Annotated in this window: 20 protein-coding genes; 13 read left to right on the top strand and 7 right to left on the bottom strand. The window is 72.3% G+C overall.

Going from position 1 to position 21,281, the window contains the following annotated elements:
- The first annotated feature begins 68 nt into the window (after window positions 1–68).
- From ACZ61C_RS10645 to ACZ61C_RS10635, 3 genes are read left to right on the top strand one after another with little or no spacing between them, the layout of a single operon-like run.
- Complete coding sequence (locus ACZ61C_RS10645) at window positions 69–656, top strand: ArsR/SmtB family transcription factor (protein ID WP_465305168.1); 588 nt, start codon at window positions 69–71, stop codon at window positions 654–656.
- Complete coding sequence (locus ACZ61C_RS10640) at window positions 653–1,915, top strand: MFS transporter (RefSeq protein WP_465305166.1); 1,263 nt, start codon at window positions 653–655, stop codon at window positions 1,913–1,915. The genes ACZ61C_RS10645 and ACZ61C_RS10640 overlap by 4 nt, the downstream gene beginning before the upstream one ends.
- Entirely contained in the window at window positions 1,879–2,712 is an 834-nt protein-coding gene (locus tag ACZ61C_RS10635) for a metallophosphoesterase family protein (protein ID WP_465305164.1), read from the top strand. Before ACZ61C_RS10640 ends, ACZ61C_RS10635 begins: the two co-directional genes overlap by 37 nt.
- Here ACZ61C_RS10635 and ACZ61C_RS10630 read toward each other — a convergent pair.
- The gene (locus ACZ61C_RS10630) at window positions 2,707–3,252 is read right to left on the bottom strand and encodes a CGNR zinc finger domain-containing protein (RefSeq protein ID WP_465305162.1); all 546 of its coding nucleotides are present in this window, start codon (window positions 3,250–3,252) and stop codon (window positions 2,707–2,709) included. The genes ACZ61C_RS10635 and ACZ61C_RS10630 overlap by 6 nt on opposite strands.
- Before the next feature lie 38 nt (window positions 3,253–3,290).
- Between ACZ61C_RS10630 and ACZ61C_RS10625 the strand changes: the two genes are divergently transcribed.
- Window positions 3,291–4,226 carry a phosphotriesterase family protein gene (locus ACZ61C_RS10625; RefSeq protein ID WP_465305160.1) on the top strand — a complete coding sequence of 312 codons (936 nt, stop codon included), beginning with the start codon at window positions 3,291–3,293 and terminating at the stop codon, window positions 4,224–4,226.
- A gap of 3 nt (window positions 4,227–4,229) precedes the next feature.
- Here the strand turns inward: ACZ61C_RS10625 and ACZ61C_RS10620 are convergent, their stop codons facing one another.
- Window positions 4,230–5,135 carry a PAC2 family protein gene (locus tag ACZ61C_RS10620; RefSeq protein WP_465305158.1) on the bottom strand — a complete coding sequence of 302 codons (906 nt, stop codon included), beginning with the start codon at window positions 5,133–5,135 and terminating at the stop codon, window positions 4,230–4,232.
- Between the two features lie 38 nt (window positions 5,136–5,173).
- Here ACZ61C_RS10620 and metH point away from each other — a divergent pair, with 38 nt between their 5' ends.
- From metH to hisG, 6 genes are all read left to right on the top strand, one after another.
- Window positions 5,174–8,737, top strand: coding sequence for a methionine synthase (gene metH / locus ACZ61C_RS10615; protein WP_465305156.1), 3,564 nt, complete (start codon window positions 5,174–5,176; stop codon window positions 8,735–8,737).
- A gap of 12 nt (window positions 8,738–8,749) precedes the next feature.
- The gene (locus tag ACZ61C_RS10610; RefSeq protein WP_465305154.1) at window positions 8,750–9,412 is read left to right on the top strand and encodes an HAD family hydrolase; all 663 of its coding nucleotides are present in this window, start codon (window positions 8,750–8,752) and stop codon (window positions 9,410–9,412) included.
- Window positions 9,413–9,470: 58 nt separating this feature from the next.
- On the top strand, window positions 9,471–10,943 hold the full coding sequence (locus ACZ61C_RS10605) for an AlkA N-terminal domain-containing protein (RefSeq protein ID WP_465305152.1): 1,473 nt from the start codon (window positions 9,471–9,473) through the stop codon (window positions 10,941–10,943).
- A gap of 16 nt (window positions 10,944–10,959) precedes the next feature.
- On the top strand, window positions 10,960–11,469 hold the full coding sequence (locus ACZ61C_RS10600) for a methylated-DNA--[protein]-cysteine S-methyltransferase (protein ID WP_465305150.1): 510 nt from the start codon (window positions 10,960–10,962) through the stop codon (window positions 11,467–11,469).
- A 66-nt stretch (window positions 11,470–11,535) separates the two neighbouring features.
- Complete coding sequence (locus ACZ61C_RS10595) at window positions 11,536–11,799, top strand: phosphoribosyl-ATP diphosphatase (protein WP_285996397.1); 264 nt, start codon at window positions 11,536–11,538, stop codon at window positions 11,797–11,799.
- 33 nt (window positions 11,800–11,832) lie between these two features.
- A complete protein-coding gene (gene hisG / locus ACZ61C_RS10590; protein ID WP_465305147.1) occupies window positions 11,833–12,678 on the top strand; it encodes an ATP phosphoribosyltransferase in 846 nt (281 codons plus the stop codon).
- A 30-nt stretch (window positions 12,679–12,708) separates the two neighbouring features.
- On the opposite strand, the gene ACZ61C_RS10585 is transcribed toward hisG, so the two are convergent.
- The 3 genes from ACZ61C_RS10585 to ACZ61C_RS10575 all read right to left on the bottom strand — a co-directional run bounded on the left by ACZ61C_RS10585 (window position 12,709) and on the right by ACZ61C_RS10575 (window position 15,405).
- Window positions 12,709–13,647: a ParA family protein gene (locus tag ACZ61C_RS10585; RefSeq protein ID WP_465305145.1), complete on the bottom strand. Its 939-nt coding sequence runs from the start codon at window positions 13,645–13,647 to the stop codon at window positions 12,709–12,711.
- 64 nt (window positions 13,648–13,711) lie between these two features.
- A complete protein-coding gene (locus ACZ61C_RS10580; RefSeq protein ID WP_465305143.1) occupies window positions 13,712–14,503 on the bottom strand; it encodes a thioesterase family protein in 792 nt (263 codons plus the stop codon).
- On the bottom strand, window positions 14,503–15,405 hold the full coding sequence (locus tag ACZ61C_RS10575) for a RecB family exonuclease (protein ID WP_465305141.1): 903 nt from the start codon (window positions 15,403–15,405) through the stop codon (window positions 14,503–14,505). The genes ACZ61C_RS10580 and ACZ61C_RS10575 overlap by 1 nt, the downstream gene beginning before the upstream one ends.
- Before the next feature lie 251 nt (window positions 15,406–15,656).
- Between ACZ61C_RS10575 and ACZ61C_RS10570 the strand changes: the two genes are divergently transcribed.
- Both ACZ61C_RS10570 and ACZ61C_RS10565 read left to right on the top strand, forming a co-directional pair.
- A complete protein-coding gene (locus ACZ61C_RS10570; RefSeq protein ID WP_465305139.1) occupies window positions 15,657–16,814 on the top strand; it encodes a site-2 protease family protein in 1,158 nt (385 codons plus the stop codon).
- A 72-nt stretch (window positions 16,815–16,886) separates the two neighbouring features.
- Window positions 16,887–17,717 carry a tRNA (adenine-N1)-methyltransferase gene (locus ACZ61C_RS10565; protein WP_364622923.1) on the top strand — a complete coding sequence of 277 codons (831 nt, stop codon included), beginning with the start codon at window positions 16,887–16,889 and terminating at the stop codon, window positions 17,715–17,717.
- 1 nt (window position 17,718) lies between these two features.
- Here ACZ61C_RS10565 and ACZ61C_RS10560 read toward each other — a convergent pair whose 3' ends face one another.
- Complete coding sequence (locus tag ACZ61C_RS10560; RefSeq protein WP_465305137.1) at window positions 17,719–18,168, bottom strand: hypothetical protein; 450 nt, start codon at window positions 18,166–18,168, stop codon at window positions 17,719–17,721.
- A gap of 10 nt (window positions 18,169–18,178) precedes the next feature.
- Complete coding sequence (locus ACZ61C_RS10555; RefSeq protein WP_465305135.1) at window positions 18,179–19,072, bottom strand: hypothetical protein; 894 nt, start codon at window positions 19,070–19,072, stop codon at window positions 18,179–18,181.
- 360 nt (window positions 19,073–19,432) lie between these two features.
- Here ACZ61C_RS10555 and arc point away from each other — a divergent pair, with 360 nt between their 5' ends.
- Window positions 19,433–21,235, top strand: a complete 1,803-nt coding sequence (gene arc / locus ACZ61C_RS10550) for a proteasome ATPase (RefSeq protein WP_465305133.1) — start codon at window positions 19,433–19,435, stop codon at window positions 21,233–21,235.
- The last annotated feature ends 46 nt before the right edge of the window (window positions 21,236–21,281 follow it).

Below are 21,281 nucleotides of genomic sequence, written 5' to 3'. Positions count from 1 at the left end.
ACAAACCCGCGGGCGGGACCAACTATGAAAGAGCACTTTCGAAATAACTCTTTCAGATAGGACGACCGATGGCCGAGCTGCCGCCGCGCAAGCGGATCGAGGACGTCGAGCTGCTGCGCGCCCTGGCGCACCCGCTGCGCTCGGCCCTGCTCAACCACCTCACGGCCGTCGGCCCGCGGACCGCGAGCGAGTGCGCCGAAGCCGTCGGCTCCACCGCGTCCAACTGCAGCTGGCACCTGCGGCAGCTCGCCCAGTACGGCCTGGTCGAGCGGGCCGAGGGGGAAGACGGGCGCGAACGGCCGTGGCGCGCCCGGCAGGTCGGGCTCGAGCTGGGGGAGCTGGCCGACGAGCCGGCGCACCGGGCCGCCCAGATCGGCGTGGTGGGCGCGACCCTCGGCCACGAACAGGAGCTGACCCAGCGGTACCTGGACTCGCTCGACGGCCTCGACCCGGCCTGGCGCGCGGCGTCCGGGCTGAGCACCTACACGCTGCGCGTCACACCCGACGAGCTGACCCGGCTGACCGAAGCGATCGACGCCCTGGTCCGGCCGTACGTGAGCCCGATCCGGACGGACGCGCCGCCGGACGCGCGCCCGGTGCACGTCGGCCTGCGGGCGTTCCCGCGCATCGAGCACTCGGGGAAGGCGGAGGAATGAAGCAGCTGCTGGGGGTGCCGGCGTTCGCCCGCTTGTGGGTGGCCGCCTTCTTCGGCGAGACGGCGGAGTGGATGCTGCAGGTCGCGCTGCCGGTCTACGTCTTCCAGCGCACCGGCTCCGCGGCGACGACGGCGCTGAGCATCGTGCTCGGCCTGCTGCCCGCGGTGCTGCTCAGCCCGGTCGCCGGTGTGGTGGCCGACCGGTGGAACCGCCGCGCGGTGCTGTTCGGCGTCTGCTGCGGGCTCGCTGTCGTCGCGTTGCCGCTGCTGGCCGAGCCGGGCGTCACCGTGGTGTACGGCGTGATGGCCGCGCAGGCGGCACTCGCGTCGGTGTTCGAACCCGCGCGCAACGCGCTCGTCCCGGAGCTGGTCGGCGTCGCGGACGTGACCGGCGCGAACGGGCTGATGAGCGTCAACGGCAGTGTCGCCCGGCTGGCCGGCGGCTGGGCGGGCGGCGCGCTGCTGGGCTTCGGCGGGCTCGCGGACGTCATCACCGGGTACCTCGCGGTGCTGGTCGTGGCCGCGGCGCTGCTGGCCAAGCCGTTCCGCCGGGTGGCCGCGCCGGCGCCGGTCGCGGCCCGCGAACCGGTGGTGCGGGCGTGGCTCGACGGCCTGCGCGAGCTCACGCACAACCGGCGGCTGTGGCGCACCGGCCTCGCGCTGGTGTTCACCTCGGTGGCGCAGGGCATGTTCCTCGTGTTGTTCGTGGTCTACGTCCTGGACGTGCTCGGCGGCAGCGAAGCCGACGCGGGCCTGCTGCGCGGCGTGCAGGCGCTCGGCGGCCTGGCCGCCGGGTTCGCCATCGCCACGGTGGCCCGGCGGGTGGCGCCGGTCGCGCTGCTCGGCTGGGGCTCGCTGGTGCTGGGCCTGCTGTCCGCGGTGATCTGGAACCTGGCCGCGGTGACCACGGCGATGGGCGTGTACGTCGGGTTGTTCGTGCTGGTGGGCGCGCCCGGGGTGGTCGTCGGCGCCGGAGTGCTGTCGGAGATCCAGAGCGCGGTCGCGCCGGTACGCGCCGGACGTGTGCTGAGCACGACTTTCGCGGTCATCGCCACCTTCACGACCGTCGGTGCGCTGCTCGCCGGCACGCTCGTCACGACGACCGGGTCCGCGGTGCTGCTGGACGTCCAGGCGGGCGTCTACGTCCTCGCCGGAGTGCTGGTGCTGGCCGGCAACACCCGGTTCCGGCGAATTCCCACTCGGGCGGTGGTTACGGTGGAGGGGTGCCACATCTCTTCGCCACCAGCGACCTCCACGTGACCCACGAGGGCAACGGGCCCATCCTCGACTCCGTCGTCCCGGAGACGCCCGAGGACTGGCTGCTCGTCGCCGGAGACGTCGCCGAGCGGGCCGAAGCCACCATCTCGACGCTGAAGACGCTGCGTGAGCGGTTCGCGAAGGTCGTCTGGGTGCCGGGCAACCACGAGCTGTGGACGACGAACACCGACGACTGCCAGCTGCGCGGCCAGGCCCGGTACGAGCACCTCGTCGAGCGGTGCCGCGAGATCGGCGTCCTGACGCCCGAAGACGAGTACCCGGTCTGGGACCACGGCCCGCGGCCGCTGACGATCGCGCCGCTGTTCCTGCTCTACGACTACAGCTGGCGGACCCCGCAGGCCGAGGGGAAGTCCCTGGAGGAGGCCCTACGCCAGGCGCGGGAGGCCGGCGTGGTCTGCACCGACGAGTACTTCCTGCACCCGGACCCGTACCCGAGCCGCCAGGCGTGGTGCGAAGACCGGTTGAAGCTCAGCACCGAGCGTCTCGACGCGATCCCCGAGGACCACGGCACGATCCTGATGTCGCACTGGCCGCTGCACCGCCACCCGACCGCGCCGCTGTACTGGCCGGAGTTCGCGATGTGGTGCGGCACGACGAAGACCGAAGACTGGCACGTCCGCTACCGCGCGGAGATCGCCGTCTACGGCCACCTGCACATCCCGCGGACGACGGAGGCGGACGGCGTCCGCTTCGAAGAGGTTTCGCTGGGTTATCCGCGCGAGTGGCGCAAGCGCGCCCGGGGCGCCGTGCCGATGCGCCGGATCATCTGGCCGTCATGACTCGGCACGCCGACGTTCTCTGAGCGCGCGGACCCGGCCTCGGCTGGCGCACGCCGGTGACGGGCACCAGCGCCGCCGGCCGCCGGGGTCGGCGAACACACCTCGGCAGTCCTGCTCCGGGCAGACGCGCAGGTCGTCGCGCAACGGGCCGGTGAGCCAGTCGGCCGCCTGCAGGGCGAGCCTGCTCAACGCCTCGACGGCGGTCGGGGGCGCACTCCGGTGCAGCCGGTCGAGCGCGGCGAGGTGGACCGGTTCGGCCCGGAAGAACGCCGTCAGCGCCCGCACCTGGTCCGCGTTCGGGGCGATTCCGTCGACCGCGCCGAGCGCCAGCTCCCGCAGGACCTCGCGGAGCCGGTGTGCCGCGTCGAGGTCGGCGCCGGTGATCCGGGACAGGGGAGTCAGGCCGACTGCGGCGAACCACTCGGCGAGCCGCTCCGGTGCCGGCATCCGCTCGGTCGGGTTCGCCCCGAAGTGGCGGCCGCGCGTGGCGAGCAGGTTCAGCCAAGGGGCGCCCAGGTCGAGGCGGAAGTCGTCGGACACCGCCCCATCGTAACGGCTGAGGCGTTACACTCGGCTTTGTGACGGGGGAACCGCGGGTCCGGACGGTGCTGGGTGACATCGACCCGGCCGAGCTGGGTGTGACCGACGCGCACGACCACCTCTTCTTCGCCTCGAAGCTGCTGCCCGGCCAGGAGCTGGACGACCCGACCGAGGCCGCGCACGCGCTGCTCGCGTTCCGGACCGCGGGTGGCTCGGCGCTGGTCCAGTGGACGCCGTACGGCCTCACGCGCCGGACCCGGGAGCTCGCCTGGCTGGCGAAGGAGCTCGAGGTCCACGTCGTCGCGGCCACCGGCCTCCACCGCGCGGAGCACTACGCGCCGTCGGTCCTCGGCCGGCTCGTCGACGGCCTGGTGCGGGAGTTCGTCGCCGACCTGACCGAAGGCACACAGCCCGCGGACCTGCCGGACGAGCCGCGCGACGGCCCGCGGGCCGGGCTGGTCAAGGTCGCCGGCGCGTTCCACACGATCGACTCCCACGCCCGGCTGACGATGACCGCCGCCGCGGTCGCGCACCAGGAGACCGGCGCGCCGATCGCCGTGCACCTCGAGCTGGGCACGGCGGGTCTCGAAACCGCCGAGCTGCTGTGCGGGCAGCTCGACGTGCCAGCCGACCAGGTGATCCTGGGGCACCTCAACCGCAACCCGGACCCGCGGATCCAGCGGGAGATCGCCGAAACCGGCGTGTTCCTGGGCTTCGACGGGCCGTCGCGCGCCAACCACGCCACCGACGGGCGGCTCTTCGACGGCCTCGAAGCCCTGGTCGAGGCGGGGCACGGCGGGCAGATCCTGCTCGGCGGCGACACGACGACCGCGGCGGCCCGCCACGAGCCCGGCGCTTCCTACCTGCTCACCACACTGGCGCCGCGGCTGACCCGGCGGCTCGGCGATGACGTCGTCACGGCCATGCTGGTGGCGAACCCCGCCCGGGCGTTCGCCACCAGCTGGCTCGAGTAGCCCTCAGCGGAGGCCGAAGCCTTCCTGCCCGCCGCCCCGGCCGCGGCGGCGCAGGTAGCGCTCGAACTCGGCGGCGATCTTGTCGCCGCTGACGTCCTGCTCCGCGACCTCCTCCTGCGCGTCGCCGCGCTCTTCGAGGCTGCGGACGTACTCGCTGATCTCCTCGTCCTCGTCGGCCATCTCGCTGACCGTGCGCTGCCACTCCTCGGACTGCTCCGGCAGCGCGCCCAGCGGGATCTCGACGTCGAGGATGTCCTCCAGCTTGTGCAGCAGCGCCAGCGTCGCCTTCGGGGACGGCGGGTGCGACACGTAGTGCGGCACCGCGGCCCAGATCGACACGGCCGGGATACCCGCCTGCACGCAGTAGTCCTGCAGGATCCCGACGATGCCGGTCGGGCCCTGGTAGTTGTTCATCTCGAGCCCGTAGAGCGACGCGGTGTCCTTGTCGTACGCCGTCCCGGTGACCGGGACGGGCCGCGTGTGCGCGGTGTCGGCGAGCAGCGCGCCGAGCGTCACCACGGTCGCGACGTCCAGCTGCTTGATGTGCTCGAGCAGCTCGGCGCAGAAGGCGCGCCAGCGCATGTTCGGCTCGGGCCCCTGGACGAGCACCACGTCGCGGTCGAACCCGTCGGGACGGCACACCGACAACGTCGTCGTCGGCCAGTCGACGCGGCGGGTCACGCCGTCGACCATCCGGACCGTGGGCCTGCTGACCTGGAAGTCGTAGTAGTCGTCGGGCTCCAGCTCGGCCAGTGGAGTGGCGTCCCAGTTGAGCTGCAGGTGCTCGACGGCCCGGCTGGCCGCGTCACCTGCGTCGTTCCAGCCTTCGAAGGCGACCACCATCAAGGGCCGGGAGGGTTCGGGGCGGTCGCCGGGCGGCCGCGGGGTCTCGTCGACGGGCTCACTCACCGGACCAGCCTACGACCACCGGCCTTACGCTGTTCAGCATGTCCGATCGCGGGTCGTCACCGTTGCTCGAAGCCCTCAGCTCGCGCGTCCTGGTGGCCGACGGGGCGATGGGCACCGCCCTGCAGGCCCACGACCTGAACCTGGACGACTTCGGCGGCCTCGAAGGCTGCAACGAGATCCTCAACGTCACCCGGCCGGACGTCGTCCGGTCGGTCCACCGCGGTTACCTCGAAGCCGGGGCGGACGCCGTCGAAACCAACACTTTCGGGGCCAATTTCGCCAACTTCGCCGAATACGACATCGCTGACCGGATCTTCGAGCTCGCCGAGGCAGGCGCCCGCCTGGCCCGCGAGACGGCCGACGAGTTCGCGACCCGGGAGCGCCCGCGGTTCGTGCTCGGCTCGGTCGGCCCCGGCACCAAGCTGCCGACGCTCGGCCACGCGCCGTTCACCACGCTGCGCGACGCCTACCGCGAAGAGGTCCGCGGCCTGCTCGCCGGCGGCGCCGACGCGGTGATCGTCGAGACCACCCAGGACATCCTCCAGACGAAGGCGTCGATCATCGGCGCCAAACGCGCGATGGCCGCCGAGGGCCGGCACGTCCCGATCCTCGCTTCGATCACCGTCGAAACCACCGGCACCATGCTGCTCGGCACCGAGGTCGGCGCCGCACTGGCCGCGCTGGAGCCGCTCGGCGTCGACGTCATCGGGCTCAACTGCGCCACCGGCCCGGCCGAGATGAGCGAGCACCTGCGGCAGCTGGCCAAGCACGCCCGGGTGCCGCTGTCGGTGATGCCGAACGCCGGCCTGCCGGAGCTGGGCCCGACGGGCGCGGTGTACCCGCTCGGCCCGGAAGCCCTGGTCGAAGCGTTGACGGGGTTCGTGCGCGAGTTCGGTGTCGGGCTGGTCGGCGGCTGCTGCGGGACGACCGACGAGCACATCCGGCAGCTCGCGGCCGCCGTCGCCGGAACCGCTCCGGTCCCGCGGCGGCCGCGGCCCGAGCCCGGCGTGTCGTCGCTCTACCAGGCGGTGCCGTTCAAGCAGGACGCCAGCGTGCTGATGATCGGCGAGCGGACCAACGCGAACGGCTCGAAGGCGTTCCGCACCGCGATGCTGGAAGGCCGCTGGGACGACTGCGTCGAGATCGCCCGCGAGCAGACGCGCGACGGCGCCCACCTCCTGGACCTGTGTGTCGACTACGTCGGGCGCGACGGCACGGCCGACATGGCGGAGCTCGCCGGCCGGCTCGCCACCGCGTCCACCCTGCCGATCATGCTCGACTCCACCGAGGTCCCGGTCCTGCGCGCCGGGCTGGAGCGCCTCGGCGGCCGCTGCGCGGTCAACTCCGTCAACTACGAGGACGGCGACGGCCCCGAGTCCCGGTTCACCCAGGTCATGGAGCTGGTCAGCGAGTACGGCGCCGCCGTGGTCGCCCTCACCATCGACGAAGAGGGCCAGGCGCGGACCGCGCTGAAGAAGGCCGACATCGCGTCCCGGCTGATCGGCGACATCACCGGGAAGTGGGGCGTGCGGACGTCCGACATCATCATCGACGCGCTCACCTTCACCATCGCCACCGGCCAGGAAGAGTCCCGGCGCGACGGCATCGAGACGATCGAAGCGATCCGCGAGATCAAACGCCGTCACCCCGACGTCCAGACCACGCTCGGCCTCTCGAACATCTCCTTCGGCCTCAACCCGGCCGCGCGGCAGGTGCTCAACTCCGTGTTCCTGCACGAGTGCGTCCAGGCCGGGCTGGACACCGCGATCGTGCACGCGTCGAAGATCCTGCCGATGGCCCGGATCCCGGACGACCGGCGCGCGGTCGCCCTCGACCTCGTCCACGACCGCCGCCGCGAAGGGTACGACCCGCTGCAGGAGCTGATGGCGCTGTTCGAGGGGGTCAGCGCGGCGTCGTCGAAGGCGTCGCGGGCCGAGGAGCTGGCCGCGCTGCCGCTGTTCGAACGGCTGGAACGGCGGATCGTCGACGGCGAGCGCAACGGCCTCACCGACGACCTCGACAGCGCGCTGGAGCAGCGGCCCGCCCTGGAGATCATCAACGACACGCTGCTGGCCGGCATGAAGACCGTCGGCGAGCTGTTCGGGTCCGGGCAGATGCAGCTGCCGTTCGTGCTGCAGTCCGCCGAGGTGATGAAGGCGGCCGTCGCGCACCTCGAGCCGCACATGGAAACCGGCGACGACTCGGGCAAGGGCCGGATCGTGCTGGCCACCGTCCGCGGCGACGTGCACGACATCGGCAAGAACCTGGTCGACATCATCCTGTCCAACAACGGCTACGAGGTGGTCAACCTCGGCATCAAGCAGCCCATCACGACCATCCTGGACGCGGCCGCGGAGCAGGGCGCCGACGCGATCGGGATGTCCGGGCTGCTGGTCAAGTCCACGGTGATCATGAAGGAGAACCTCCAGGAGATGAACTCCCGGGGTGTCTCCGCGCGCTGGCCCGTCCTGCTCGGCGGCGCGGCGCTCACCCGGTCGTACGTGGAGAACGACCTGAGCGAGCTCTACCTCGGCGACGTCCGCTACGCGCGGGACGCTTTCGAGGGCCTGCGGCTGATGGACGCGATCATGGCGGCCAAGCGCGGGAAGCCGACCATTGTGGACGCCGAGGCGGACGGGAAACGCCGTGAGCGCAAGGAACGCCGGGAGCGCTCGCTGCGGATCGCCGAAGCCCGCAAAGCCCGCAAGGCCGAGGAGGAAGCCCTCGAAGGCCCGCCGCCCGCCCGCTCGGACGTCGCCACCGACGTCCCGCTGCCGACGCCGCCGTTCTGGGGTTCCCGGGTGGTCAAGGGGGTCGCGCTCGCCGACTACGCCGCGATGCTCGACGAGCGCGCGACGTTCATGGGGCAGTGGGGGCTCAAGGGCGCCCGCGGCGGCAGCGGGCCGACCTACGACGAGCTGGTGGAGTCCGAAGGCCGGCCGCGGTTGCGGTACTGGCTCGACCGGCTGACCGCCGACGGTGTCCTCGCGCACGCGGCCGTCGTCTACGGCTACTTCCCGTGTGTCGCCGAAGGGGACGACCTGGTCGTGCTGACCGAGCCGTCGCCCGACGCGCCGGAGCGGCTGCGGTTCACCTTCCCGCGGCAGCGCCGGGACCGCCGCCTCTGCCTGGCCGACTTCTACCGGCCGCGGGAAGCCGTCTCGGACGGTGTGGTCGACGTGGTCCCGTTCACCGTCGTGACCATGGGCCGGCCCATCGCCGACTACGCGAACGAGCTCTTCGCCGCCGACGCCTACCGCGACTACCTCGAGGTGCACGGCCTCGGTGTGCAGCTCACCGAGGCGCTCGCCGAGTACTGGCACGGCCGCATCCGGGGCGAGCTGACCCTCCCGGGCGGTGTGGCGGTCGCCTCAGAGGACCCGGACGACGTCGAGGAGTTCTTCAAGCTCGGCTACCGTGGGGCACGGTTCTCACTGGGCTATGGCGCCTGTCCCGATCTCGAGGACCGGGCGAAGATCGTCGCGCTCCTCGAGCCGGGCCGCATCGGCGTGAAGCTGTCCGAGGAGTACCAGCTGCACCCCGAGCAGTCGACCGACGCGATCGTCTGCCACCACCCCGAAGCCAAGTACTTCAACACCTGAGGAGACTCCACTGTGGACGGATTGGCCGCCGTGCTCTGGGACATGGACGGCACGCTCGTCGATTCCGAGAAGCTGTGGGACGTCGCGCTTTACGAGACGGCGGAAGCCCTCGGCGGCACCCTTTCCGAGGAGCAGCGGATGACGCTGGTCGGGTCCAACATGGACGACACCTCGGCCTACCTGCTCGAGGTCGTCGGCCAGGCCGTGACGCCGGAAGCGGTCGCCTCGACCGGGGAACAGATCCGCCGCCGCACCGCCGGGCTGTTCGACGACGCGCTGCCGTGGCGCCCCGGCGCCCGCGAGGCGCTGACCGCAGTGCGTGAGGCCGGCCTGCGCTCCGCGCTCGTGACCTCCACGGAACGGGACCTCACCGAACTGGCGCTCAACACCATCGGCCGGGAGTTCTTCGACGTCACCGTGTGCGGCGACGAGGTCGAGGGCTTCAACAAGCCGCACCCGCGCCCGTACCTCAAGGCGGCCGAGCTGCTCGACGTCGATCCGCGGCGGTGCGTCGCGGTGGAGGACTCTCCGCCGGGCACAGCGTCGGCGGTCGCGGCGGGCTGCACGGTGCTGGTGGTCCCGAACGACGTCGCCGTCGAGCCGGGGGAGCGGCGGGTGTTCCGCGACTCGCTCGTCGGCGTCGACGTGCCGGCGCTGGCGGCCCTGCTCGGCTGACCACGCCCATGTCGCTTTTCCGCTAGCCCTCGCCGCCGCGCTCGGCGATGCTGGTGGGGTGCACGAGGACTTCGAGCGGTGCGTGCGGGCCGTGCAGGCGAAGGACGCCCGGTTCGACGGGTGGTTCTACACCGCGGTCGTGACGACCCGGATCTACTGCCGGCCCAGCTGCCCGGTGGTGCCGCCCCAACCGCGGAACATGAGCTTCTACCCGAGCGCCGCGGCGGCCCAGCAGGCCGGCTTCCGGGCGTGCAAGCGCTGCCGCCCGGACGCCAGCCCCGGCTCACCGCTGTGGAACGAGCGCGCCGACCTCGTCGCGCGGGCGATGCGGCTGATCGCGGACGGCGTCGTCGACACCGAAGGCGTCCGCGGCCTGGCCGCCCGGCTCGGCTACAGCGTCCGGCAGGTCGAGCGCCAGGTGCTCGCCGAGCTGGGCGCCGGCCCGCTGGCGCTCGCGCGAGCCCAGCGGGCGCAGACCGCGCGGACCCTCATCGAGACGACCACCCTGCCGATGACCGAGCTGGCACTGGCCGCCGGGTTCGGCAGCATCCGGACGTTCAACGACACCGTCCGCGAGGTGTTCGCGCTCTCGCCCACCGAGCTGCGCAGCCGCGCGAAGGGCACGCCCTCGGCCGCGGCCGGGTCGATCGTCCTGCGGCTGCCCTACCGGAAGCCGCTGTGCCCGGACAACCTGTTCGGGCACCTCGTGGCCACCGGCGTGCCGGGCGTGGAGGAGTGGCGGGACGGCGCCTACCGCCGGACGCTGCGGCTGCCGCGCGGCCACGGCGTCGTCGCGCTGCGGCCCGGGGACCCCGCTGCCGGCTACATGGCCTGCCGCCTCAGCCTGACCGACCTGCGGGACCTCCCCTCGGCCACCAGCCGCTGCCGCCGCCTGCTCGACCTCGACGCCGACCCGGTCGCCGTGGACGAGCAGCTGGCCACCGACCCGCTGCTGGCGCCGCTGGTCGCAGCCGCGCCGGGCCGCCGGGTCCCGCGCACGGTCGACGGCGCCGAGTTCGCCGTCCGCGCGGTGCTCGGCCAGCAGGTGTCGACGGCGGCCGCGCGGACGCACGCGGCGAGGCTCGTCGTCGCGCACGGCGAGCCGGTCGAGGACCCCGAAGGCGGCCTGACCCACCTGTTCCCGTCACCCGAGGCGTTGGCTTCGCTGGACCCGGAGACGCTGGCCATGCCCCGCAGCCGCCGCCGGACGCTGCTGGCGCTCGTCGAAGCCCTGACCGGCGGGCTCGACCTCGGCGCGGGCAGCGACTGGGGCGAGACGCGGGCCGCGCTGACCGCGTTGCCCGGCTTCGGGCCGTGGACGGTCGAAAGCATCACGATGCGCGCCCTCGGCGACCCGGACGCGTTCCTGCCCACCGACCTCGGCATCAAGTACGCGGCGGAGGCGCTCGGCCTCGGCGGCCAGGCCGCCGTCGTCGCCCGGTCCGAGGCGTGGCGCCCGTGGCGCGCCTACGCCACCCAGCACCTGTGGGCCACCGGCGACCACGCGATCAACCGGATGCCCGCCGCCTGACCCCGTCTGGAGAACCATGCCTTCCCACCTCGCCGTGGACAGCCCCTGCGGCCCGCTGACCCTCGTCGCCGAGGACGGCGCCCTGCTCGGGCTGTACATGCACCAGCAGCGCCACCGCCCGGCCGAGACGGTGTTCGGCGAACCCAGCACCGGCGCCGAGATCTTCGACCGCGCCCAGCGCCAGCTCGGGGAGTACTTCGCGGGGCAGCGCCGGGCGTTCGACCTGCCGCTGACCTTCCGCGGCACGCCGTTCCAGCGCTCGGTCTGGGCCGCCCTGCTCGAGATCCCTTACGGCGAAACCGCGTCCTACGGCGAGCTGGCGCAGCTGCTCGGCAAGCCGTCGGCCGCGCGGGCGGTCGGCCTCGCCAACGGCAAGAACCCCATCTCGATCATCGTCCCGTGCCACCGGGTGATCGGCTCGACCGGTTCGCTGACCGGCTACGGCGGCGGGCTGGAGCGGAAGCAGTACCTCCTCGACTTCGAACGCCGTCCCAGTACTCGGGAGGCCTTGTCCACTTCGGTGTGAGATCGGCGGCATCCGCGGCGGGCCGGGGCGGCGCTCGCCGGTCCGGGATGGAAGGATCTGCAGACCGTGAAGACCTTCGATGAGCTGTTCGCGGAGCTTGCCGAGCGCGCGCGTACCCGTCCCGACGGGTCCGGCACCGTCGCCGCCCTGGACGCCGGGGTGCACGCCCAGGGCAAGAAGGTGCTCGAGGAAGCGGGCGAGGTGTGGATCGCCGCCGAGCACGAGTCCGACGAGCGCCTCGCCGAGGAGATCTCCCAGCTGCTGTACCGGCTGCAGGTGCTGATGCTCGGCCGCGGTCTGTCGACCGAGGACGTCTACCGCTACCTGTGACGGGTCGCTCGAAGATACGAGGAGAGAAGCGAAATGCTGCGTGTTGCCGTGCCGAACAAGGGAGCCCTCGCCGCCGCGGCGACGGAGATGCTCGGCGAGGCGGGCTACCGGAAGCGGCATGAGCAGCGCGACCTGACCGTGCTCGACCCGGTCAACGAGGTCGAGTTCTTCTTCCTGCGCCCCAAGGACATCGCGATCTACGTCGGGTCCGGTGACCTCGACCTCGGCATCACCGGCCGCGACCTCGCCCTCGACTCGGGCGCCCCGGTCGAGGAGCTCCAGGCGCTCGGCTTCGGCGGCTCGACGTTCCGCTACGCCGCCCCGGCGGGCCAGGACTGGAAGCCGGCCGACCTGCAGGGCAAGCGGCTCGCGACGTCGTACCCGCGGCTGGTGCGGGACGACCTCGCGCGCCACGGCGTCACCGCCGAGGTGATCCGCCTCGACGGCGCGGTCGAGATCTCGATCCAGCTCGGGGTCGCGGACGCGATCGCCGACGTCGTCGAGTCCGGCCGGTCGCTGCGGCAGAACAACCTCGTGGCCTTCGGCGACCCGATCTGCGTGTCGGAAGCCGTGCTGCTGCAGCGGAAGGGCACCGAGCAGAGCAAGGCGAAGTCGCAGCTGGCGGCGCGCCTGCGCGGGGTCGTCTTCGCCCAGCAGTACCTGATGCTGGACTACGACTGCCCGCGCACGCTCGTCGAGCGCGCCATCGCCATCACACCCGGCCTGGAGTCGCCGACGGTCGCCCCGCTGGCCGACGACGACTGGGTCGCGGTGCGCGCGATGGTGTCACGCAAGGACGTCAACCGTGTGATGGACGAGCTCGCCGAAGTGGGTGCGAAGGCGATCCTGGCCTCCGACATCCGCTCCTGCCGCCTCTGACCCGCGCCGGTCGTGGGGTCCGGGCGGACCTCACGACCGGGGGCGGTTCGGCTTCTTCGGCAGCAGGTCGTAAAGCCCCTTGCGGGCGCCGTTGTCGTTGACGTTGCGCGCCACCGCCACCTCGGAGATGAAGTCCTCGAAGACGAACTCCTCGTCGGCGGGCACCACCGCGGGCGCCTGGTTCTGCTCCAGGTAGCTGTCCAGGATCCCGGCGATCTCGCGGAACGACAGCGCCTGCAGGGTTTCCGGCGCGTAGGTCGTGACCGGGACGCCGTGGGCCGCTGCTTCGTTCATCACCACGCCCAGCGGCAGGTGCGAGAGCATCGGGATGCCGAACTCGTACATCTCCTGCAGCGCCGCGGCCGCGTAGTGCGAGATCGGGCGCCGGTAGAGGCTCGGCACCAGGCCGAACCACGACAGCGGCTGCCGCCCGACCGTCTGCTCGACGTACCGGACCTGGTCGGCCAGCAGCCGCAGCGCGCGGATGCTCGTCTTGTCCGGCTGGACCGGGACCAGTATCCCGTGCGACGCCGCCAGCGCGTTGTTCGTCAGCACGTCCAGCGCGGGCGGGCAGTCGATGACGCAGTGGTCGTAGTTCGCGAACTGGATGACCCGCGCCAGCTGCCAGCCGGGCACGCGGAACGAGTCGAGCCGCCGGATCAGGTCGAACATCCCCGGTGAGGTCGGCACGACGTCGAGCGCGCCGCCCTTGCCGAGGTTGCTGCGCGGGTGCGGGACGACGAGCTCTTCGATCGGGCCCTTCCACGTCTTCGCCAGCGCCTTGGCCAGGCTGGGCCGGTCCGCCGGCACTTCGGACAACCCGAGCATTTCGGTCGTCGCGTGGCCCTGCGGGTCGAGGTCGACCAGCAGCACCCGCCGGCCCTGTTCGGCCAGTGCGGCCGCGGTGCCGACGCTCAGCGAGGTCTTGCCGACCCCGCCCTTCTGGTTGACCACCGAGGTGATCTGCATGCCGGAGCGCTCCTCATGTCGGTCGTTCCGCGAAGGTTATTGGATGCGGGCCCGTTCTGGGTGGCTATCCGCCCCCGGCCTGTCGCGGCCGGACCAGCAGGGCCTGCGCGCCGGTGGCGACCGGGCCGCCGGCGTCGTGCAGGATGCTCGTCGCCGTGCCGATGCCGGCCGCCCCGACCAGCGTGACGGCGTCGAGGCCGATCCACTCGCCCGACGGCGGCCGCCGCAGGTGCACGGTCAGCTCGGAGTTGATGAACCACCACCGGCGCGGGTCGAGGAAGTTGGACACGCCGTTGCCGGAGTCGGCGACGGTGAACAGCCGCTGCAGCCCGCTCGGCTCCTCGCCGTCGACCAGCGGGACGCGCGGGCGGGCCCAGACCGCCGCCGGGCCGGGCACGTCCATGCCGCCGCGGACGGCGCGCCACTCGACCGCGTCGAGGTAGCCGGCCTGCCAGCCCTCGGGCCACGGCGACTCGGTGACGCTGTCCGGCGTGGGCAGCAGCGGGCCGGCGTCGGTGGCGACCTCGGCGGTGTCCGACGTCGCGAGGCGCCAGGCGGACGCTCGCGCGACAACCCTTTCCGCGCTCGCCAGCTCCGCCTGGAGTAGCTCCACCGACCGGCCGGGCCGCTCCACGCGTGCCCGCACCGTGAGCTCGGCGACCGGCGCCGGGCCGAGGATCTCGACGGTCACGCGCGCGAGCTGCGCCGGGTGGGCGGGTTCGACGTTTTCGAGAGCGCGCACCAGCAACGCCGAAGGCGGGCCGAAGTGCTGCGAGTCGGAAGACCAGGGTCCGGCCGTGTGGGCGGTCGCGGCGAAGCGGTCACCGCCGAGGGGGACGTAGAACGCGTCGGCCATCAGTCGGCCCGGTCCAGCGGCGTCTCGTCGCCCGCGTCGGGCTCCGGCCAGCCCGGGTACTCCGGCGGGGTGCCGCCGTACTCGGGGCAGTGCGCCTGGTGGTCGCACCAGTTGCACAGCTTGCTCTTGTTCGGCCGGAAGTCGCCGGTCTTGCCCGCCTTGAGGATGGCCTGCCAGATGGCTTCCAGCGTGCGTTCGAAGCGAATCAGCTCGGCTTCGTCCGGCGTGTAGGCGAGCGACTGGCCGTCGGTGAGGTACATCAGCTTCAGCTGCCGCGGCACGATCCCGCGCAGCCGCCACAGCACCACGGCGTAGAACTTCATCTGGAACATCGCCTTGGCTTCGCCGATTTCGCGAGGCGCGGCGCCGGTCTTGTAGTCGACGACCCGGATCTCGCCGGTCGGCGCGACGTCGACGCGGTCGATGTAGCCGCGCAGCAGCACCCCGGAGCCGAGCTCGATCTCGACGTGCAGCTCGCACGCCTCCGGTTCGAGCCGCCGCGGGTCCTCCAGCCCGAAGTAGGCGTCCAGCAGTTTTTCCGCCGAGCGCAACCAGTCCGCGTGCTCGTCCGGCTTCTCGCCGTCGAACAGCTCCGTCCACTCCGGACGGTCCGCGGACAGCTCCGTCCACGCCGGACCCAGCAGCTCCCGCGCCTGCGCGGGCACGCGCTCGGCGGCGGGCAGCGCGAAGAGCCGCTCCAGCACAGAGTGGACGAGCGTGCCGCGCAGCTGCGCCTTCGTCGGGACCTCCGGCAGCCGGTCGACCGCGCGGAACCGGTAGAGCAGCGGGCACTGCTTGAAGTCGCTGGCCCGGGACGGCGACAACGCGGGCCGCCGCCGCACCTGGGTGGCGACGGCGAAAGCGGCGGGGGGATCCGTGGTGACGGTGTCGGCGTCGGGCATGGGCAGAGCGTAACGCCGGGGTACGACAGTTCCGGCGACCGCAACGCCCGAGCCACCCCCGACGGCGAACGCCCCAATGTGGCCTTCGGTGCGTCTAACGCACCCAAGGTGGCCTTCGGTGCGTCTAACGCACCCAATGTGGCCTTCGGGCGCTGGCCGTCGGGGTGGCGTGGGGTGAGCCGTGACACGACCCGGTTGCGGCCGGGGCCGGATCACCCGGGACCCACACCGGGGGCTCTAGGCTCTCCGGCATGGCCGCGACCAGTGAACAGGGCACCGGGGGCGCCCGGCAGGCCGTCCGCCCGGACGGCGGTCTCGTGCTGTTCCGGGTCGCCGGGGTGCCAGTGCTGCTCGCGCCGTCCTGGTGGATCGGGTCGCTGATCGTCGTGGTCCTGTACGCGCCGCTGGTCGGGCGGCTGCTCCCGGACGCCTCGGCGGCGACGTCGTGGCTGCTGGCCGGCGCGTTCGCGCTGCTGCTGGGGCTGTCGGTGCTGCTGCACGAGCTCGGCCACTGCCTGGTCGCGCTGCGGCTGGGGATCCCGGTCCGGCGGCTGCGCCTGTTCCTCCTCGGTGGTCTGTCCGAAGTGGCCCGCACACCGAAGCGGCCGGGTGACGAAGGACTCGTCGCCGCGGCCGGCCCGGCGGTGTCGCTGCTGCTCGGCGGGTTCTGCGGCCTGCTGATGTTCGCCGTGCCGCCGGACGGCGCCGTCTGGCTGCTGGTCGCCGAGTGCGCGGTGGCGAACCTCGCGGTCGGCGTGTTCAACCTGCTTCCCGGCCTGCCGCTGGACGGCGGCCGGCTGGTCCGCGCCGGCGTCTGGGCGGCCACCGGCATCCGCGCGAAGGGCACACGCGCCGCGGTCGCCGGCGGCGCCGTGGTGGCCGCCGGACTGCTCGTGTGGGCGCTGTGGGGCCTGGCGACGGCGAGCCCGGACCGCTGGCTGCGGCTGGGCGTCTGCGTCGTCACGGCGTGGTTCGTCATCCTCGGCGCCCGCTCGGAGCTGGCCGCCGAACGGCGCCGCGGTTGGCCGGAGGGCCTCGTCCTGGGCGAGCTGGTCCGGCCGGTGCTGCAGCTGCCCGCCGAAAGCCCGGTCTCGGACGCGCTGGCCGCGTCGGCGGGCCGGGGTGTGGTGCTGGTGCGCGCCGACGGCGTCGCCGCCGGTCTGCTGGACGAAGGCGCGGCGGAACGGCTCGCGGGCTCGTCCCCGCACGCGCCGGCTGAGCTGGCGGCCGAGCCGATCCGCGCCGAGACCGTGCTGCTGGCCTCGGAGCCGGGGGAGGACATCGTCGAGCGGGTCCGCGAGACCCCGGCGTGGCAGTTCCTCGTGGTCGACGACGAAGGCCGCCCGGCGGGCGTGCTGCGCCGCGACGACCTGCGCGCCGCGCTGAACCGCCGCGCCCGCCGGGGCTGAGACCCGCTGCGTTCCCGGCCCGGGCGGCCTGCGAAGATCTGTCGTCGGCCATTCGGGGTACTGGAGGAAGTGTTGTCGGTCAGCGGACCGTTTCGCGCGGGTGATCGGGTGCAGTTGACCGACTCGAAGGGGCGGCACTACACCCTGACGCTGGCCGACGGCGGTGAGTACCACACCCACCGCGGCGGCCTGGCCCACGACGACCTGATCGGCCGTCCCGAGGGGTCGGTCGTCACCTCCGCGGGCGGGTCGACCTACCTCGCGCTGCGCCCGCTTCTGCCCGACTACGTGCTTTCGATGCCGCGCGGCGCGCAGGTGATCTACCCGAAGGACGCCGCGCAGATCGTGATGTGGGGCGACATCTTCCCGGGCGCGCGCGTGCTCGAGGCGGGCGCCGGCTCCGGCGCCCTGACGTGCTCGCTGCTGCGCGCGGTGGGCCCGGCCGGGAGCGTGCACTCCTACGAGATCCGCGACGACCACGCCGTGCACGCCGAGCACAACGTCGTGAAGTTCTTCGGCGAGAAGCCGGCCAACTGGTCGCTCACCGTCGCCGACCTGGCCTCGCACGAAGGCGAGGTCGACCGGGTCGTGCTGGACATGCTGGCGCCGTGGGACCAGCTGCCGAACGTGGCCGCCCACCTGGTGCCGGGCGGCGTGCTCACGGTCTACGTCGCGACCGTCACGCAGCTTTCGCGCGTCACGGAGTCGCTGCGCGAGCAGCAGTGCTGGACCGAGCCCGAATCGTGGGAAACGCTGATGCGCCCGTGGCACGTGGTGGGCTTGGCGGTCCGCCCCGACCACCGGATGGTCGCGCACACGGCGTTCCTGCTCACCGCCCGGCGGCTCGCGGACGGCACCGTGTCCCCGCGCGTGTCCCGGCGTCCCGCCAAGGGCAAGGGCTGAGTCAGCCCGGCACGCACCAGCGGCCGCTCTCCTTGTGAAGCGGGAACGGCGTGTCCTTCGTGCCGCCCGCCGCTTCGACGTGCACGAGCGCGGTCGCGGACTCGCCGCGGACCTGGGGGAGCTGCCGCAGTGTCGCCGTGACCGGCCCGGCGGCGTCCCAGGTCCGCTGCAGGCCGGCCAGCGCCTCGGCGGTCTGCGGCCGGCAGGTCAGCTTGCCGAAGGCGGCGGAGTCGTGGGCGGTGATCGCGTTGACGATCGCCTTGGCCAGCACGTTCACCGCCGCCGTGTCCACCGCGCTCGGCACGGTGGACGTCGAAGCGCGGGTCGCCGGCGGGGTGCTGCCCGACGGCGCGGGTGCGGAGCCCGACGGCGCGACGAGCAGCAGCCCCAGCACCACCCCCGCGCCGGCCACGCCGATCAGCACCAGCCCGGCGGCCAGCACGCGGTTCACCGCTGGACGGTCACTTCGGGTCCTTTTTGACGTCCAAGAGGCACCACAGCCCGGCTTCGTTCTTGCCGGTGAAGACACCCTTGGCCGTCTGGCCGTTCACGCTGTTGGTCCAGTGCACAGTGGACGAGGTGCCGGTGTCCTGGGGCGCGCCGTCCAGCTTGAGCGAGATCTCGCCGGTGACCTCGCCGACGGCGCCGTCCTTGTGGACGCTGCGGCAGATGGCCGCGTCGAGGTCCTCGGCGCTCTTGGCATTGTAGGCGGCGGCGACGGAGTCGAACAGTTCCTGGGAGCTGGGCTTCCCGCCGGGGGCGGGCCCGCCGACGGGCTTCGTGCTCTTCGTCGAGGGGCTGGTCGGCGAGCTGCTCTTGCTCTTCGGGGTGGACGTCTTCGGTGCGGACGTCGGGGCCTGGGAGCTGCTGCTCGCGGGCGGCGCGGCAGTGTTGTTGTCGTCGCCGTTCGCCAGGACGAACCAGGTCACACCGCCGCCGACGAGGATCACCGCGGCGGCCGCGATGCCGACGATGAGCCCGGTTTTCTTCTTCTTGGGCGGGGGCGCGTCACCGAAGCCGCCGCCCCCGTACGGGTCGTAGCCGCCGAAGCCCTGCTGCTGGCCCCACTGGTCCTGCTGCCCGTACTGGGGATAGCCCTGCTGGGGCCCAGCGCCGGTCTGGGGCGGGTAACCGCCCTGCTGGGGCTGGCCGTAGGGATCCTGCTGCCCGTACTGCTGGGGCTGGCCGTAGGGGTCCGGCTGCCCGAACTGCTGGGTGCCGCCGTAGCCGGGTTGCGGCTGTTGTCCGCTCTGGGGGTAGCCGCCCGGCTGGGGCTGTCCGTAGGGCCCGGGCTGCTGCCCGTAGCCGCCGGGCTGCTGGCCGTAGCCGCCCGGTTGCTGCGGCGGGTAGGTCATGGGTGGTGCCCCCTAGCGTCCTTCGGAGAGGCCGGCCATGGGGCGGCCGGCGTCGGCCCGATGCTAGCCACCGGGCGTGCCCGCCGCGCGGTTAGGGCGGAACTGGCCCGAGTCGCCCCGCTGCGCCGCGATTGGGGCCGTCAAGGGCTGGGTACTCCCGACGTGCTTGCTTCGTCCAGCCCCGGATGACCCCGCGACACGCCAGGGCCACGGCACACAAATGGCCCCTTGTGCTGCGGGAATGTCCGTGCTGGACGAGGTGCTGAAACCGCGACGCGCCGATCTTGTGATCCGGAAAGGCCTTTTCTTGTCGGTGATCGCCGGTACCGTGGAATGAAAAGCACTCCGAGGAGGTGCCCGATGCATCATGACCTTCCCGGAGGTCGGCGCGAGGAGGCCGACCCTTCAGCAACATCCGGAGCTGGGACGACGGCGGACGAGCAGGCTCGGCAGATCCGTTTTCTCGAGGAGGAAGTGGCGCTGCTGCGCCGCAAACTGACCGACTCGCCACGGCAGAACCGAGTTCTCGAACAACGACTCGCCGAGGCCTCGGAAAGGGTGAGCCAGCTCACCGAGCGGAACACCAAACTGGTCGAAACCCTGCGTGAAGCCCGGGGACAGCTCCTCGCGCTGCGCGAGGAGGTCGACCGGCTGGCCCAGCCACCGTCCGGGTACGGCGTCTTCGTGGAGGCGTACGAGGACAACACGGTGGACGTCTTCACGGCGGGCCGCAAGATGCGGGTGTCGGTTTCGCCCGCGGTCGAGGTCTCTTCGCTGCGTCGCGGCCAGGCGCTGCGGCTCAACGAGGCGCTCACCGTGGTCGAGGGCGGCGGTTTCGAGCGCACCGGCGAGGTGTGCGCGCTGCGTGAGGTGCTCGCACCGGACTCCGAGGGCGCGAGCCCGCGGGCGCTGGTGGTCGGGCACGCGGACGAGGAGCGGGTGGTCCTGCTCTCCGATCTGCTGGCCGAGCAGCCGCTCAAGCCGGGCGACTCGCTGCTGGTCGACTCCAAGGCCGGCTACGCGTACGAGCGCGTGCCGAAGGCGGAGGTCGAAGACCTGGTGCTGGAGGAGGTGCCCGACGTCCGCTACGAGGACATCGGTGGCCTCACCCGGCAGATCGAGCAGATCAGGGACGCGGTCGAGCTGCCGTTCCTGCACGCCGACCTGTACCAGGAGTACCAGCTGCGCCCGCCCAAGGGCGTCCTGCTCTACGGCCCCCCGGGCTGCGGCAAGACGCTCATCGCCAAGGCGGTGGCGAACTCGCTGGCCAAGAAGGTGGCGGCGGCGCGGGGCGACAACGAGGACGGGAAGTCCTACTTCCTGAACATCAAGGGTCCCGAGCTGCTCAACAAGTTCGTCGGGGAGACTGAGCGGCACATCCGCCTGATCTTCCAGCGGGCGCGGGAGAAGGCCTCCGAGGGCACCCCGGTGATCGTGTTCTTCGACGAGATGGACTCGATCTTCCGGACCCGTGGCTCGGGCGTCTCGTCCGACGTGGAGACCACGATCGTGCCCCAGCTGCTGTCGGAGATCGACGGTGTCGAAGGCCTGGAGAACGTCATCGTCATCGGCGCCTCCAACCGCGAAGACATGATCGACCCGGCGATCCTGCGGCCGGGCCGGCTCGACGTCAAGATCAAGATCGAGCGTCCGGACGCCGAAGGCGCGAAGGACATCTTCTCCAAGTACCTGGCCGAGGGTCTGCCGATCCACGCCGACGACCTCGCCGAGTTCGGCGGGGACTCGAAGGCGACGTTCGACGCGATGATCCAGCACACGGTCGAGCGCATGTACGAGGAGAGCGACGAGAACCGGTTCCTCGAGGTGACCTACGCCAACGGGGACAAGGAGGTCCTGTACTTCCGTGACTTCAACTCGGGCGCGATGATCCAGAACATCGTGGACCGGGCGAAGAAGTCGGCCATCAAGTCGGTGCTGGAGACCAACCAGCCCGGCCTGCGCGTGCAGCACCTGCTGGACGCGATCGTCGACGAGTTCGCGGAGAACGAGGACCTGCCCAACACCACCAACCCGGACGACTGGGCCCGGATCTCCGGCAAGAAGGGCGAGCGGATCGTCTACATCCGCACGCTCGTCACCGGCAAGAACCAGGACTCGGGGCGGGCGATCGACACCGCCACGAACACCGGTCAGTACCTGTAGTTCGCAGCGCACGATGGGGCGGTCGCCGTGGCGACCGCCCCATCGG

The organism is Amycolatopsis sp. NPDC104587, from assembly GCF_055583645.1.
Note: the sequence above shows the minus strand (reverse complement) of the source record. Positions and strands in the feature narration are given on the sequence as shown.